A 15,743-nucleotide genomic window follows, 5' to 3' on the forward strand; every position below is an offset into this window, starting at 1 on the left:
TTCCCTATCGTTCAGCTCGGTACGTTCCGGTGTCAGAGGAAGTTGACGCCTTGGGCGAGTGGGAGTTCGGTGGAGTAGTTGACGGTGTTGGTGGAACGTCTCATGTAGGTCTTCCAGGCGTCGGAGCCGGATTCGCGTCCGCCGCCGGTTTCCTTCTCGCCGCCGAATGCTCCGCCGATCTCGGCGCCGGAGGTGCCGAGGTTGACGTTGGCGATGCCGCAGTCGGAGCCGTCGGCGGACAGGAACCGTTCCGCTTCGCGTTGGTTGGTGGTGAAGATCGCCGACGACAGTCCCTGGGGTACTTCGTTGTGCAACGCGATCGCGTCGTCGAAGTCGTCGTAGGTCAGGACGTAGAGGATGGGGGCGAACGTTTCCTCGTGCACGACCGAGGTTTGCGCGGGCATCCGGACGAGGGCCGGTTCGACGTAGTAGGCGTCGTCGAGCTGGTCGGCGAAGCGGGTTCCACCGCCGGTGACGATCTCGCCGCCGTCGGCTTTCGCTTTCGCGAGGGCGTCTTCGAAGGCGGTGAACGCCGCCCGGTGGACGAGGGGTCCGACGAGGGTGGTCTCGTCGAGGGGGCTGCCGATGGGAAGCTGCTCGTAGGCTTTGCCGATGCGGTCGACGAGTTCGTCGGCGACGGAGGAGTGCACGATGAGCCGGCGAAGGCTGGTGCACCGCTGCCCGGCGGTGCCGGCGGCGGAGAACACGATGCCGCGGACCGCGAGGTCGAGGTCGGCGTGTTCGGTGATGACGGCCCCGTTGTTGCCGCCGAGTTCGAGCAGGCTCCGCCCGAAACGGGCGGCGACGCGGGGGCCGATCTCGCGGCCCATCCGCACCGATCCGGTGGCGCTGAGCAGGGCGACGCGGGGATCGTCGACGAGTCGTTCCCCGACCTCGCGCGGGCCCTGGATCAGGTGATGGATGCCGGCGGGGGCGCCGACGTCGGCGGCGGCCCGGCGCAGCAGTGCGTCGCAGGCGAGCGCGGTGAGCGGGGTGATCTCCGAGGGCTTCCACACGACGGTGTCGCCGGCGACGAGGGCGATCGCGGTGTTCCACGACCACACCGCGACGGGGAAGTTGAATGCCGAGATCACCCCGACCACCCCGAGCGGGTGCCAGGTCTCCGACAGTCGGTGTCCCGGCCGTTCGGAGGCCATCGTCTTGCCGTACAACTGGCGCGAGAGTCCGACCGCGAATTGGCAGATGTCGATCATTTCCTGCACTTCACCGAGCGCCTCGGAGGTGACCTTGCCGGCCTCGACGGTCACCAGGTATGCGAGGTCGTCCTTGTGTTCGGTCAGCAGCTGTCCGAGGCGGGCGACGACCGCCCCGCGTCGCGGTGCCGGCACCAGCCGCCAGTCGGTGAACGTGCGCGCCGCCGAGGAGATCGCGTCGTCGACCTCGCGTGCGGTACTGGCCTCCAGCCGGCCGATCACCTCACCGGTGATCGGACTCCGCGACACCACAGGACCATCGGGACTGGACGGGGCGTCGGCCCCGAGCCGCGCCAGGACCTCGGCAGCGCGAACAGCGAGCTCACCGGAAACAGGAAAAGAAGACATCAAACACTCCAACGGGAAGGGATAATCGATCGGGACGGTCGAGAGTTGTCGGCTGGGATCACGCGAGGTCCCGGCGAACGGTGTGGTGCCAATGCTTCTGCGCGAACGGTTCTCCGTCGTCGAAGGCCTCCACCGTAACGTCGAGGTCGAAATGGGTGGGCGACGTCGTCACGGTCATCGTCGACTGTGTCGCCGTCCGGCCCTCGGGATAGTCGACCTCGAACCGGGCGAACGCCTCGATGCGCTGATCGAACGTGCGGAGATCGAGCGTGACCTCTCCGCTGTACTCCTCGCTGCAGGCGAAGCCCTTGGTGCTCGTCCACCGCGAACCGTGTGCCGTGCGGCAGGTGGTCGTGCGCGCCAGCACGTCACGCTCCACTCTCCAGGTCACGCCGTCGCCGGTCTGCAACGACTCGGGATGCACATGGGGCAGGGTCGACTCGGGAAGGTCGTCGATCGACTCCATCACCGACAACAGCAGGTTCGACGCCTCGCGGTCGATCTCGAGAGTCACGGGCCGCGGCGGCGCCGTCACGTTCGGCCAGTCGTTTCCGGTGACGGCGAGACGGAGTTGCCTGCCTTCGTCGAGACTCCATGCGGTGGCTTCGAGTTCGATCTCGACATCGACCCACTCGCCGGGCTCCAGCGCCACGGGGTCGCTGTCGTACCCGCCGCGGTGGGTGAGGTTCAGCACACCGCGCGTGATCAGTGACGACGTGCCGTCCGGGGTCACGTCACACAGCTTGGCGGAGACGAACGCGACCGGCTGGTCGGCGCGCACTCGCAGCTGCAGTCGTGGGTGACCGTAGAGATGAAGGTCGTCCGCGGGCCAATCCCACGTCATCGACGCGGCATTGTCGTACCTCTGGTCCGTCGGCTGGCCCCAGGGAAGCGATCCCGCGCAGCTGTTCCACGCAGCGGTTCCGACGTCACCGATCACCGCATGGGTGACGCAACCGGTGCCGAGGTCGAAGTCGAGTGTCTTCGTGTCCGCGAGCGGTAGTCCGATGTGATCCCGCCACGTCCCGTTGAGCTCACGAAGATCCGGTTCCGGCGCAGACGAGCGCCGGTGAAAGATCGTGACCTGGGGTTCGGCGTCGATCCCGTTCTGCTCGTCACGAAGCCAACGATCGAACCACCTGGCCATCTCTGCGGTCAGATCGATCCAGGGACCGGGGAGGGACAGCTCCGCGCCCATGTGACTCCACGGGCCGATCAGCAGCTTCCACGGGGTCCCCGCATTCTCCAGGGCCTCTACCGTGCGAAACGTATTGTTGCGGTACCCGTCCGCCCATCCGGCCACGATCATCGTGGGGCACGTGACGCGGGCGTAGTCGGGTCGAACCGATCCGTCCTGCCAGTACGGCTGCCTGCGCTGCTCGCTTCGCCACGTGAAGACCCACGGCTCGTTGGACTCGATGCGGTGGCGCCACTCCTCGCGCCAGTCGCCGTCCCACAGGGACGGGACCGGTGGCATCGCGTTCATCGCGATCATGAACGACGGGTAGTCGACGAGGTCGAGGGCACGCATCGCGCCACCCATGTAGTGCACGTCGTCGTTGAAGCGGTCGTCGGAGGAGTAGATCGGCACGATCGCCTTCAGCGCTGCCGGACGTGCGGCCGCCACTTGCAGGGAATTGAACCCACTGTACGACCAGCCGAACATACCGACGGATCCGTTCGACCACTCCTGTCCGGCGAGCCACTCGATCAGGGACGCCATGTCGTCGAGTTCGCTGAGCGGGTACTCGTCGGTGGCCAGTCCGCCGGACGAACCGGTACCGCGCACATCCACCCGGCAGACGGCGAATCCGAACTCCGTGCAGAATCGCTCGTAGTGCACCCGTTCGAGCAGATCGTCCTTACGGTAGGGCAACGCCTCGAGCAGTACCGGAACCGGCCCGTCGATGACCGGTAGATACAACGTGAACGCAAGCGGGACCCCGTCGCTCATCGCGAGCGAGGAATCGATTGCGGTGAATTCGAACATGTCCGTCCTAGGAGGTGTGTGACGAGTACGGATACGAGAGTTTCCGTGTGTGCGGTGAGGAACCCAGGACCGCGGAAAGTAGTCGCTGGGTGTAGGCGTCTTGCGGATTCTGCGTGACGTCGTGCGCGGATCCGCTCTCGACGATCCTGCCTCGGTGCATCACCGCGACACGGTCGCTGATCCGCCGGACCACGTCGATGTCGTGCGTGATGAAGAGGTAGGCGAGCCCCCGTTCGCGCTGCAACCGCAGAAGCAGATTCAGGATCTGGGCCTGTACGGACACATCGAGGGCCGACGTCGGTTCGTCGCACACGATGAAGTCGGGATCTGTCGCCAGCGCACGGGCGATGCAGATTCGCTGTCGCTGTCCGCCGGACAGCCGATGAACGTGAGCATCCGTTCCGACCTCCGACATTCCGCATTGGTCGAGTAGTTCGCGGACCCGTTCTTTTCCGCCTGCGCGGTAACGCTTCTGAGCGCGCAGCGGCTCTGCGACGACCTCACCGACCGTGAATCTCGGATCGATCGAGTCGTACGGGTCCTGGAGGACGACCCCCACGGTGCGCCGGAACTCGCGTGCCGCCTTCCCCCGGCGTGGCCGGGGTGCGCCACTGAACAGCAGCTCTCCCGAATCGAACGTCTCCAGGCCGGTGACGATCCGCGCCAAGGTGGATTTTCCCGAACCGGATTCGCCGACCAGGCTGGTGGTCTTGCCACGCTCGACTAGCAAGGACACCCCGTCGAGCACCTTGGCCGAGCCGAAACTCTTGGACACCGAACGGACTTCGACCAGGGGCGTATCGACGTTACTCACGATTGTCCACCTCTGCTAGCGGCGAGTGCCGGCGTCTTGACGTCGTCGTCGGTACCGATGTCGAGTGGGTGGTGACAGGCCACCCAGTGGTCCGGGGCGAGTTCCACCGACCGCGGCGTCTCCGAGACGCAGACGCCGTCTGCTCGGTCGCACCGTGGTGCGAACGGGCAGCCGGTCGTGGTCGAATGCGCGGAGGGGCTTCCGGGAATCGCGCTGAACGCTTCTTTCGGCTTCGCGGAACGCCCACTGGCGAAACAGTCGAGCAGTTTGCGCGTGTAGGGCTGCCGCGGAGTGTCGAACATCGAGTACACGTCGCTCGATTCGAGCATCCGGCCGCCGTAGAGCACGGTGACCGAGTCCGCCATCTCGGCGACCACCGACATGTCGTGGGTGATCCAGAGGCACGTCAGACCATTTCGCGCCTGGAGATCGACGATCAGTTGGAGGATCTCGGCCTGTACCGTGACATCGAGCGCCGTGGTCGGTTCGTCGGCGATCAGCAGTGCGGGCTCGAATGCCAGCGCCATGGCGATCATGACCCGCTGGCGCATACCCCCGGACAGTTGGTGCGGATACATCCGCACCACTCTCTCCGGATCGTTGATGTTCACCTGGGCCAGGGCAGCGATCGCCTTCGCTTCCGCGACGGCCTTCCTGTCACCACCGCGAACGCTGTAGATCTCGCTCACCTGCCGCCCGATGCGAACCACGGGATTGAGAGCCGCCAGCGCGTCCTGGGCGAGATAGGCCACCGTGTCGCCGCGCATCTCGCGCAGTTCGTTCCCCTGCATCCGCACGACGTCCTTGCCGTTCACGCAGATCGAGCCGGAATCGATCGTCGTCCCGCGCGGCAGGAGTCTGCTCGCGGCGAGCGCAATCGTCGACTTACCGGAGCCCGACTCGCCGACGAGGGCCATCGTGGTGCCCGCTTTGATCTCGAAACCGACGTCGCGGACCGCACAGTAGCTGCCGTAGGAGATCGACAGATCGCTGACGACGACATCACTGCCGATGACACGCGTTGCGGCCGTGGCGGGGCCGCCCGCGGTTGCGCTCGGAGCGCTCGACGCTGCATTCACAGTGCGCCCACTTTCGCTCGGGGATCGATAAATGCTCGGATGACGTCGGCAGCCAGATTTCCGAGAACGACGAGGACGGCGGCCACGATCACCGTGCCGGTCAGCACCGGGCGGTCGACGTCGGCGAATGCCTCGGTCTGCAGGGCGCCGATTCCCGGCCAGCCGAAGATGGCCTCGACGAAGACGACTCCGGAGAACATGATCGCGACGTCCATCCCGAGCATCGTGATCGACGGCGGCAGTGCGTTGCGGATGACGTGCCGGGACACGATGTAGCGCCGCGACAGTCCCTTGGCGACAGCCGTTCGCGTGAACGACGAGGCGAGCGCATCCTTCATGCCGTCTCGGACGACGTTCGCGTAGTAGGGGGCGCCGAGCACCCCGAGGGTGAGCGCCGGAAGTACCAGGTGGGAGAAGCCGGTGCCGCCGTCCACGGGGAAGATCGGTACGAGGTAGCCGAAAGCGAGCAGAAGCAGGAATCCCAGCGCGAACGGCGGAATCGACAGCAGGGCGACATTGGTGGCCGCGAGGGCCCAGCTCCGGGTGGGGCGCAGCGCCTCCCAGAGCCCGAGGGACGCACCGAGAATCATCTCCACGGCCAGTGCCGTGACCGCGAGTAGTGCGGTGGCCGGCAGTCTCTCCAGGATCAGGTCGAGTACCGGGCGGTGTCGTGTGTAGGATTCGCCCAGATCTCCGGTGAACACCGACGAATAGTACTGCCAGAGCTGCACGACTAGTGGATCGTTGAGATGCAGCCGTTCCCGGACAGCCGCGAGTACCTCCTCGCTTGCCCGTGGCCCGGCAATCGTGCGGGCGGGATCGCCGGGAAGCATGTACTGGATCATGAAGGTCAGGAGAATCACCAGCGCTATGGTCAGCACACCATAGAGCACCCGTGTGATCAGATATCGAGCCATGATTGCCGCTCCGAGAGAGAGTTGCGACGGTTGATGCCCTCGGCGATGAGCACGAACGACAGAACCGTGGTGATGGTCAGGACAAGCGGTACCAGCAGCAGATGTGGCGCGTAGTCGATCGCGGTGGACCCACTGGCCAGAAGATTGCCCAGTTCCGGCTGCGGCGGCTGGATGCCGGCGCCGAGGTAGGACAGTCCGGCGCCGATCACCACGACAGCCGCGCCGTTGAGTGCCGCGATGTTGAGGAGAACGGTGGAGATGTGCGGGAGGATGTGCCGGCGCAGGATCGTCAGCTTGCCGACGCCGTGGACCGCGGCGGCTTCGACGAATCCTCTACCGCGCAAACGCAGTACCTCGCCGTAGACGAGCCTCGCGGTCCACGCCCAGTAGAGGGCCGTCACCACGACGACGATGCCCCACATTCCGCGGCCGACGATGCTGGCCAGTGCCAGTCCGGACAGCACGATGGGAATCGAGAGGAACACGTCGACGATTCGCATGAGTCCCTGTTGCACAACAGGTCCGAACGAGCCTGCGATCAGGCCCACCACCGTGCCGACGAGCATCGACGTGACGTTGGCCGCGATGGCGATCACGAGGGTTGCCCGCAGTCCCGAGGCGCTCCGGGCGAGCAGGTCCCTGCCGAGCGAGTCCGTGCCCGCGAGGTGGCCGGGTGACAGGATGCCCAGGGGGCTTCCCAGATCCGTCAGGCCGTCTCGGTGGAGTACGTAGGGAGACCCGAACAGCGGCGAGACCACTGCGAAGAGAATGAGAAGGCCGAGGAGTGAAAGGCCGATGTAGAGCAACTTGCTTCGCCGAACCGTCTTGGTCGGTTCGGCCGGCACTTCGACGTGTTCGTCCCGGACGGCTGCCGCAACAATGGTACTCACATCACACCCAGATTCGGTCGTAGTAGGTGCCGGTCTCGGCCCGCATTTGGTAGTTCTGGACCCGCGGCGACCGCATCGCGTAGAACTGCAGACTGCCGATGAACACACCCGGCGCGTCCTCGGCCACGATCGCTTCGGCGCGGGCAAGATGCGCGTTGCTCTCTTCGCGGGTCAGGCTCGCCAGTGAACGGCCCGCCAGGTCGTCGACTCGGGGGTTGGAATATCCCTGGAAATTCGACGACGCCCCTGTCACAAAATTGCTTGCGAGAATATCCAGTCCCGTCGGCTGAACCTGGTAGAACTGCCTGCCGAAAACATCCGCCTCGCCGTTGTCCAAAGCCGTCCAGAATGCGGCGTTACTGAGCGACGTGATGTTGAGGTCTACATTGATCTCTGCCCATTGCTGCTGCAATACGAGGCTGGCGGATTTCCAATAGTCGTCGTCATTGCAGAAGAATTCGAGTTCGAGGGAATCGACACCGGCGTCTTTCATGAGCGCCTTCGCACGCGTGGGATCGTACGAGTACGGCGGAACAATTCGTTGGTAATCTGGTTCGTCCTCGGGAATTATCGCTCCCCAGGATTTCTGCAGTCCGCGCGAGTATTTGGCCAACTGGTCTTTGTCGGTGGCCCAATTGAGCGCCTGCCGGACACGCGGATCCGCGAGCTTGTCGGTCGCGACGTTGAGAGCCGCCCAGCCCGCCCCCAGAACGGGGATGAACTTCGTGTACGTCTCTCGCAGTTCCGGATTACCCTGCACCCGCTCGGCGATGGTCGGCGTGAGCCCCTCGCCGAGGATGTCGACATCGCCGTTCTGAAGTTGCAGGAACTGCATCGAGGGATCGATGCCCCATCGATAGACGACCTCGTCCAGAAACGGCAGTCCGGGCCACGGATAGTAGGGGCTGCGGACGAACACCGACCGCCGGTTCTTGGTGTCGTAGGACGTGATCATGAAGGGTCCGTTGCCCACGGGCGTCCGGCCGAATTCCTCACCGAGGCGTTCGACCTCCTCCCGCGGCAGGGCCGCCGCGTAGGGCTGGGCCATCAAACTCGTGAACGTCACGTCCGGCGCCGACAGCTCCACGATCAGGGTGAGATCATCCTGCGCATAGACGCCGGGAAGCGCGGTCGAGATGCCGGCGAGGTAGTCCTCACTTCCCACGATCGAGCCGAAATAGCCTGACGCCCAAGACTCTGTCGCCGGATCGAGGAGTCGCCGCCAGGCGTACACGTAGTCGTCGGCGACGACGGGACGTCCGTTGTGGAACTTGACGTCGGGACGCAGTCGAATGACGTACCGAGTACCGTCTTCGGAAATCTCCGGGAGCGCGGCTGCCGCTGCGGGCGCGGGCCCTCCCGCCTGTCCCTCGAACCGGAACAGCGGGAGATAGAGCAGGCTTGTCACGGCCTCCCACGAGTGCAGGTCGTAGCCGAGTTGCGCGTCGTAGGAGTTGCCCTCCGCGGTCCACGCGGTGACGACACTTCCACCGCTGCGGCCGTGCACGACATCGCCGGGGCCCGGCGGTGCCCCCGGGATGCCGGACGGGGGTCCGACCATCTGAGCGCCGGGGGCTGTAGTGCGTCCACAGGACGCCAGTGCGAGCGCTACTGCGCCCACGCCGCCGAGCGCGAGAAATTTTCGGCGACTGACTGCATCGAAACTCACGGATCCGCTCCTTCTAGGGCCTCGAGTCGGTAGGTTCTCACCACCCCGGCCTGCAAACTTTCAATCTATGAAAGCCGCTTTCGTTATTCATAGTAGCGCTGAAGTGACCGGCGCCACAAGGCTTCACAGGGAATCGACACCGAGAATTTCGTCTGAAATCCGGAGTCAGCGCTGAATGTTTTTGACCTCGAGAAATTCACGGAGACCGTGCATTCCGAGTTCTCGACCGTTACCCGATTGCTTGTACCCGCCGGTCGGCGCGAGCACGTTGAACGGTCCACCGTTGACGACTACGCGACCCGTCTCGAGACGGCGTGCGAGTGCCAGTGCGCGATCGTCGTCAGCGGACCACACCGCACCGCTCAACCCGTATATCGAACTGTTGGCGATCCGCACGGCGTCGTCGTCGTCTTCATAGGAAATCAGCAGGGCAACCGGCCCGAAGATCTCTTCTTTTGCAATTGTCATTTCTGGATCGATTTCGGAGAAGACCGACGGAAGTATCCAGAATCCGTTCTCCATCCCGGCCGGAATCCGGTCCGGCGGGCATACCCCGCCGACCACGAGACGTGCGCCCTCGGCGAGGCCGGATTCGAGATGACCGATCACGGATTCGTATTGCGCACGCGTCGCGACGGGCCCGATGTGATTGCCTGCCAGTCGTGGATCGCCGATCGTCCAACGGGACGCGATCTCGGCCGACAACTCCACTGCTTCGTCGTAGCTGGCGGCAGGGACGAGAATGCGGGCACACGACGTACACGTCTGCCCCGAGTTGAAGAACACATCGGCCAGGGCACCGGACAGCACCCCGGCAAGGTCCGTGACATCGTCGACGATGATCGCCGCGGACTTGCCGCCGAGTTCGAGCCCGACTCGTTTGATCGAGTGTGCGGCGGCGATCGACACCTGCCGGCCGGCGTTCGTGGACCCGGTGAGCGAGACCGCGGCAACGTCCGGATGCGCGACAAGCGCCGCGCCCACCACGGACCCGTGACCGGGGACGAGATTCACCAGACCGGCCGGTGCACCACATTCCCGTGCGACTTCCTCGATCGTGGCGACCAGCAGGTACCCGTCGAGCGGTGCGTCGATGCTCGGTTTGAAGACCACCGTGCACCCGCTCGCGAGGGCCGCGGCGATCTTGACCGACGCGAGGTAGAGCGGATAGTTCCAGGGGGTGATCGCCGCCACGACGCCGATCGGCTCGTGGACGATCAGCGAGTTCCCCAGCGTCTCCTCCCACTCGAATTCGTTCACGAGTGTCGCGTAGGACTCGAAAACGGCGATCGCGAGATCGGTCTGCGTGTCGCGTGCGTTGTCTGCCGGCGCGCCCATCTCCAGGCTGATCGCTTCGGCGAATTCGTTACGTCGCAGTCGAATGCGCTCCGCAACCGCCTCGAGGAGCTGGGCTCTGAACTGAGGTGACGTGCGCGACCATCGGAGCCCCGCAGTTCGGGCGGCGTCGACGGCGAGATCGACATCAGCTGCGCCGCCGATGGCGACCTCGCCGCAGACCCGGGCGGTTGCCGGGTTCACCACCTCGGCGACCGCCGGGTCCACCGGCGGACGCCATTGTCCGCCGATGGACAGGCAGTCGTACCGAACCGCGGCCGAACCGGGCGCGAGTTCGAAGGTCACGCGCCTCGGATCCCTTCCGAGTACTTCTCGAGCACCCACTTCTGGAACCCGCCGATGAGCGCCTCGGACTGGAGCATGATCCGCCCTTCGGTCAGCGACCCCGAACGGATACCTTGCTGTACCGACTCCACCAGCACACGATCCTCGACGCCGACCTGATCGTCGAATACCAGCATGTCGTCGATCCACTGCTGGGTGACATCCGCGCTGAAGAAGTAGTCGAGGATCCCGTGGCAGTCGTCGGGACCCGTCGGCACCATCGGACCGATCGACAGGTTCGGCAAACCCGGATTGATGTTGATCTTCAGGTTGGGGAAGATGGCGAAGTATCGACCTTCCGGAACCGCGCCGTCTCGTCCCGTGTACCCCTCGGTGCGAGGGACCGCGTTCACGGGCAGCGGACGCAGCGGTCCGTTCTGCCACGCGAAGGTGTGCTCCAGTTCGAGCTGATAGGCGTCCATCTGGGTGTCCAGCACGTCGCTGAATCCGGGGTGCGCGGTCGGGCAGTGATAGCACTCCAGGTAGTTCTCCATCGCGACCTTCCAGTTGCAGGCGATGTCGTACTCCGACCGGAAGTGAAACCTCAGGTCGTCGACGTCGATCCCGGCAGCCGCGATCAGGTCCGGCACCTCACCCAATTGGTCGAACAGATCGGCCGGGGAGTCGTCGAGATGCGCGAACAGGAAGGGCCCCCACGTCTGCGCGGACGCCTTGCGCAGTCCCAACTGCTGTTGTGGGAAGCACTCCTCGGATGCCGAACGCGGTGCACCCTTCAGACTTCCGTCCAGACCGTACGTCCAGGCGTGGTAGTGACACTGCAGGGTCCGGCGCTGGCCCTTCTCGTCCAGTACGACCTTGGCCGCGCGGTGCCGGCACACGTTGTGGAACGCATTCAGCGATCCGTCCCGATCGCGAACGATGACGATGGGGACGTCACCTATGTCGGCGGTGACGAACATCCCGGTCTCTTCGACATCTGCGGCGCGACCGACGTAGTGCCAGCTGGAAGCGAAGATCGCCTTCTTCTCCGCCTCGGCGACCTCGGGAGAGGTGTACCACTCGAGGGGAAGTGTCTTCCCTTCCACCAGGTGTTCTGCAACTCGCGCCGTCTCGTCCGTACTCACGGAGAAGCTCTCCGGTGCAACCGTATCGGTCATGATTCAACCCCTTCCCGCGGTTTGTACCGCTTGGTCTGTGTCGGCGGAGCTGTCCCCGCCGTCGTGCATGGAGACTCCGACCGATCGGCCACCGTCGGCCGCGAAAACCGCCCCGGTGACGTAACGCGATTCGTCACCCAGCAGGAATGCCGCGACGTCGCCGATGTCCTCCGGCGTGCCGAACCGGCCCATCGGGATCAGTTCCAGCATTCGCTCCTTCGCCCCGGGTGTCGAGAGAATGCCGGCCACCGCGTTGTCGGTCGGGACGAAGCCGGGTGCGAGTGCATTCACGCGGATGTCGTTCGGCCCCCACTCGCGTGCCACGGACTTCGTGAAGGCGATCATCCCGGCCTTCGCTGCGGCGGAGTGGGCCACCAGCGGTGCTCCGGTCCACGCGTAACTCGCGACGATGTTGAGAATTACCCCCGGCCGCGACTCCCGGATCAGACGCTTCGCGAACGCTTGCGAAGCATTGAACGTGCCGTAGAGGGAGATCTCGACGACTGCTCGGAAACCACCGAACGACAGATCCACGGTCGGCGCGGTGAAGTTGCCTGCCGCGTTGTTGACCAGCGCATCCACGCTGGGGAGCGACTCGAACAGAGCGGCGACGCCGTCGTGATCCCGCACATCGACGGCGTGGACCGCACAGGTGCCCGGCGCGTCCGCGAGCCGATCGGCAGCGCTACGGAGTTTGTCGATGTCACGAGAGACGAGGACGACGTGGTGACCGTCGTCGACCATCCGCCGAGCGATACCGAATCCGATACCACTCGCTCCGCCGGTGATGACGACGGTGCGCGGATCGTGCCGGGTCATCGGTCACCCTCGCGTGCTGCTTCCAGCGCCACCACGATCTGGGGTGTCCAGGAACGCAGCGCCTTGATTCGCCGCGAGTATCGCTGCAGGGGAAATTCGAGGGTGAATCCCAGTGCGCCGAGGATCTGATGGCAGTCCTTAGCGACACCGGCTGCCGTGCCGACCGCACGGCGCACGACGAACTCACTCGGCAGGTCCTCTGCCGCCATCTGGAGCCCCTCCGTCGCGGTCGCCGCATCCGCGAGCTTTTTCGCGACCGAATCCAGGGCGGACAGCGGCTTTCCGAAGGCGATGCGGTTCTCGGCATGGTTCAGTGCCAGCTCGAGCGCGCCCGCAGCCAGACCAGCGGTGTAGCCCGTCATCGCGGCGTACCAGGCGTCCACACTCGCGGACGGGACGGCCTGCGGCGTGACCGGAGTGGTCGACACGATCGAGACGCCCTGTGCGTCGATGTAGTTGACGGGAGTGGCTTCCACCACCTCGACGAGCTGCGCCGCGCCGCGCCCACAGAGCCACACGGTGTCACCCGGCTGTGAGTACCTCGCCAAGGTGACATCCCCGGTCTCACCCGATGCCACGGCCACGCCGTGACCGAGAAGCGCATCGATACAGTCGACGGAGACCAGTGCCCGCCCGAGTTCGACTGCGCCGGCGCCGAGGAACTCGCTTCCCTGCTGTTCCGATGCGAGATCGAACCAGCCTGCGCGCGAGAGGTTCTCGCGCGCCGCGGCATCGCGATCGTCCGAGGGACGATCGGGCGCCCAGGATCCCGATGTCGGGAAAGAACTGCAAATATTCTTCACCGACGACGCGAACTCTCGAACATCGTCTTTCGTCATCGTTACGTTTTCAGTCATCGCGCTGTCGCGATCCCTTCCGAAGTGTGTGTTGCGCTGACGAGTTCGGTCAGCTGCTGAGTGTGTTCGCCGAGACGCGGTGCAGAACCGGCGTCGGGTCGGGCATGTCCGTCGATCTTGAAGATCGATCCCAGTACGCTGACGGGACCTATCTCGGGCTGTTCGATCGTCTGCACGAGTCCGTTGGCGCGCACCTGCGGTAGAGAGTGCGCTTGCGTGATCTCGCGAACGGGTCCGGCGGGAACGCCGAGTTCCTCGAACGCCGCGATCCAATGAGAGACGGTATCGGTCTTGATCACCTCGGCGAATCGGTGTTTCAGCAAACTTCGCATCTCCCGTTCCCCCTGGTCGGCGGGCACTGCCTGTGGGTTGACCGCCCACGGGTCGTCGATACCGAGTAGCGCCTGGACTTTCCGCCGCTGCGCCAGATTGAGACAGGCCAGCGCAATGAATCCGTCCGACGCGGCGTAGCACCGGTAGTACGGCTCCAGTTCGTCCGACTCCGTCACCGTTTCGGCCAATTGCTCGAGTCTCGTCTCGTCGCAGACTCCGGGCGCGTCGTCGAACTCGCCGTCACCGACCGAGACGAACCGCTGCACCTGCACCGCCAACGACGCCCCGAGCAGCGACACCTCGAAACCTTTGGACACACCGGTCTCGTCGTGTCGCCGGAAGCGGTCGGTGAGACCGGCAAGCGCCGCCGCGAAGGTGAGCAGGCCGGCGGTCAGATCGGCCATGGCGATGCCACCGGATCGACGTGGGACCGGGTCACCACTGCGCGCATCCGCGAGCAGGAGTCCGGACGCCGCCTGCGCGATCAAGTCGTAGCCCAGGGTCTGCGACTCGGGCCCGTCGGTGCCGAATGCCGACACACAGCACCACACCGCGTCGGGGTTGACGGATTTGACGGTGTCGCGATCCAAGCCGAACCGCAAGGCCCGCTCCGGGGGCATGTTGTGGATCACGACATCCGCGGTACGGATCAGCGCACGACTGAAGTCTTGTCCCCGTTCCGTTTTCAGATCCGCGACCACTGACTTCTTGTTGCGATTCAGCGAGATGAACCATCGTCCGCCATCCGGAGTCAACGGCTCGTAGTGCCGCCAGGCGTCACCGTTCGGTGGTTCCACCTTGATGACTTCGGCGCCGAGATCGGCCAGCATCATCGCCGCGAACGGGCCCGCGACGTACTGCGCGTAGTCGAGGACACGCAGCCCGGCGAGCGGCTTGGCGGTCGGTACGGTCATGACGCTGCGCCCACCCTTCGCCTGGAGATGTTCTTGCGTTGAATGTCCGAAACACCACCCGCGATGGTGGTCGCCGCCGCTGCGCGGGCAAGTGCCGCGAGTTTGCCGTCGAGCACTGCGCCCGGGCCGCTTTCGATCAGCGCGCGGGGTCCGAGCACCTCTACGGCCGCGTCTGCCAGTTCCTGCAGCAGCAAGGCGATCGACAGTTTTGCCATCGAGGACTCGGCGCTCGCGTCCTGTCGTGCGTCGAGTCGCTCCGTGGCCCGGCGTCCGTGCAGGCGCGCGATCTGTGCGTCGCCGCGGAGCCCTGCGAGAATCTCGCGATCCTTCGGCGACGTGACCAGAGGGGCCATGTCGTCGAGAAGACGCAGGACGATGCCGACCTTCTCACTGGTGACCCTCTCGAAATCGAGTGTGCCCATGAGAATTTCCCAGCCCGCATTCTCTTCGCCGACGATCTGATCGGCCGGGATGGACACGTCCGTCAGGGTCAGTTCGCCGAGAGTTCCGCCGCCGAGCGTCTTGTGTACGTCCACGACGATGCCCGGCGTGGTGATGTCCACGAGGAAGACGGAAAGTCCACGGTGACGTGCCTCGGTGGAGCCGGTACGGACCGCGAGGTAAACCCAGTCGGCGTGTTCGGCGCTCGATGTCCAGATCTTGCGGCCGTTCACGATGTACCGGTCACCGTCGCGGCGCGCCGTGGTGCGAAGTGACGCGAGGTCGGTGCCCGCTTCGGGCTCGGAGAACCCCTGGCAGAAGATCATGTCGCCGGACGCGATCTGCGGGAGGAAGATCTGGCACATTTCCTCACTGGCGAACTGAAGGAGTGCATTCCCAATCGTTTTCACCGACAGGAGGTAGCTCGAGAGTGGCAGCCAGTTGTATCCGAGCTGCTCCTCGACGGCGAAGGTGAACAGTGCGTCCAGCCCGCGGCCGCCGTAACGCTGCGGCCAGTGCATCCCGATGAGCCCGGCCTTCCCGTATGCCGCATATGCCTCGCGGGAGTCGGCGTCGGAAGGTGAACCCTGATTGCTCGGCACTCCGCAGCCACTGACTGCAAACTCCTGCGCCAAGCGGGCTGCCGTTGCAGCCGTGTCC

At 65.1% G+C, this 15,743-nt stretch carries 13 protein-coding genes; all 13 read right to left on the reverse strand.

Annotated elements, in window-relative coordinates:
- Window positions 1–32 precede the first annotated feature (32 nt).
- The 13 genes from ROP_RS14130 to ROP_RS14190 all read right to left on the reverse strand — a co-directional run bounded on the left by ROP_RS14130 (window position 33) and on the right by ROP_RS14190 (window position 15,685).
- The gene (locus ROP_RS14130; protein ID WP_012690052.1) at window positions 33–1,562 is read right to left on the reverse strand and encodes an L-piperidine-6-carboxylate dehydrogenase; all 1,530 of its coding nucleotides are present in this window, start codon (window positions 1,560–1,562) and stop codon (window positions 33–35) included.
- Window positions 1,563–1,620: 58 nt separating this feature from the next.
- Window positions 1,621–3,552: a CocE/NonD family hydrolase gene (locus tag ROP_RS14135; RefSeq protein WP_012690053.1), complete on the reverse strand. Its 1,932-nt coding sequence runs from the start codon at window positions 3,550–3,552 to the stop codon at window positions 1,621–1,623.
- A 7-nt stretch (window positions 3,553–3,559) separates the two neighbouring features.
- On the reverse strand, window positions 3,560–4,366 hold the full coding sequence (locus tag ROP_RS14140) for an ABC transporter ATP-binding protein (protein WP_012690054.1): 807 nt from the start codon (window positions 4,364–4,366) through the stop codon (window positions 3,560–3,562).
- Complete coding sequence (locus ROP_RS14145; protein WP_012690055.1) at window positions 4,363–5,445, reverse strand: ABC transporter ATP-binding protein; 1,083 nt, start codon at window positions 5,443–5,445, stop codon at window positions 4,363–4,365. The genes ROP_RS14140 and ROP_RS14145 overlap by 4 nt, the downstream gene beginning before the upstream one ends.
- Entirely contained in the window at window positions 5,442–6,362 is a 921-nt protein-coding gene (locus ROP_RS14150; RefSeq protein WP_012690056.1) for an ABC transporter permease, read from the reverse strand. The genes ROP_RS14145 and ROP_RS14150 overlap by 4 nt, the downstream gene beginning before the upstream one ends.
- A complete protein-coding gene (locus tag ROP_RS14155; protein WP_012690057.1) occupies window positions 6,347–7,252 on the reverse strand; it encodes an ABC transporter permease in 906 nt (301 codons plus the stop codon). Before ROP_RS14155 ends, ROP_RS14150 begins: the two co-directional genes overlap by 16 nt.
- A 1-nt stretch (window position 7,253) precedes the next feature.
- Window positions 7,254–8,921 carry an ABC transporter substrate-binding protein gene (locus ROP_RS14160; RefSeq protein ID WP_012690058.1) on the reverse strand — a complete coding sequence of 556 codons (1,668 nt, stop codon included), beginning with the start codon at window positions 8,919–8,921 and terminating at the stop codon, window positions 7,254–7,256.
- A 165-nt stretch (window positions 8,922–9,086) separates the two neighbouring features.
- Window positions 9,087–10,562 (reverse strand): aldehyde dehydrogenase family protein, encoded by a 1,476-nt coding sequence (locus ROP_RS14165; protein ID WP_012690059.1) that lies wholly within the window; start codon window positions 10,560–10,562, stop codon window positions 9,087–9,089.
- The gene (locus ROP_RS14170; RefSeq protein WP_012690060.1) at window positions 10,559–11,719 is read right to left on the reverse strand and encodes an aromatic ring-hydroxylating oxygenase subunit alpha; all 1,161 of its coding nucleotides are present in this window, start codon (window positions 11,717–11,719) and stop codon (window positions 10,559–10,561) included. Before ROP_RS14170 ends, ROP_RS14165 begins: the two co-directional genes overlap by 4 nt.
- 3 nt (window positions 11,720–11,722) lie before the next feature.
- Entirely contained in the window at window positions 11,723–12,538 is an 816-nt protein-coding gene (locus ROP_RS14175; protein WP_012690061.1) for an SDR family oxidoreductase, read from the reverse strand.
- Window positions 12,535–13,377, reverse strand: a complete 843-nt coding sequence (locus tag ROP_RS14180; protein WP_012690062.1) for an acyl-CoA dehydrogenase family protein — start codon at window positions 13,375–13,377, stop codon at window positions 12,535–12,537. Before ROP_RS14180 ends, ROP_RS14175 begins: the two co-directional genes overlap by 4 nt.
- 14 nt (window positions 13,378–13,391) lie before the next feature.
- On the reverse strand, window positions 13,392–14,642 hold the full coding sequence (locus ROP_RS14185; RefSeq protein WP_012690063.1) for a CaiB/BaiF CoA transferase family protein: 1,251 nt from the start codon (window positions 14,640–14,642) through the stop codon (window positions 13,392–13,394).
- Window positions 14,639–15,685: an acyl-CoA dehydrogenase family protein gene (locus ROP_RS14190; RefSeq protein WP_197535753.1), complete on the reverse strand. Its 1,047-nt coding sequence runs from the start codon at window positions 15,683–15,685 to the stop codon at window positions 14,639–14,641. Before ROP_RS14190 ends, ROP_RS14185 begins: the two co-directional genes overlap by 4 nt.
- Window positions 15,686–15,743: the final 58 nt, after the last annotated feature.

Source organism: Rhodococcus opacus B4, assembly GCF_000010805.1.
Classification (GTDB): Bacteria; Actinomycetota; Actinomycetes; order Mycobacteriales; family Mycobacteriaceae; genus Rhodococcus_F; species Rhodococcus_F opacus_C.

Bases quoted from the DNA above. Each gene is read 5' to 3' on its own strand.
- ROP_RS14130 (WP_012690052.1), bottom strand. From the start codon at position 1,562: ATGTCTTCTTTTCCTGTTTCCGGTGAGCTCGCTGTTCGCGCTGCCGAG.
- ROP_RS14135 (WP_012690053.1), bottom strand. From the start codon at position 3,552: ATGTTCGAATTCACCGCAATCGATTCCTCGCTCGCGATGAGCGACGGG.
- ROP_RS14150 (WP_012690056.1), bottom strand. From the start codon at position 6,362: ATGGCTCGATATCTGATCACACGGGTGCTCTATGGTGTGCTGACCATA.
- ROP_RS14170 (WP_012690060.1), bottom strand. From the start codon at position 11,719: ATGACCGATACGGTTGCACCGGAGAGCTTCTCCGTGAGTACGGACGAG.
- ROP_RS14175 (WP_012690061.1), bottom strand. From the start codon at position 12,538: ATGACCCGGCACGATCCGCGCACCGTCGTCATCACCGGCGGAGCGAGT.
- ROP_RS14180 (WP_012690062.1), bottom strand. From the start codon at position 13,377: ATGACGAAAGACGATGTTCGAGAGTTCGCGTCGTCGGTGAAGAATATT.
- ROP_RS14185 (WP_012690063.1), bottom strand. From the start codon at position 14,642: ATGACCGTACCGACCGCCAAGCCGCTCGCCGGGCTGCGTGTCCTCGAC.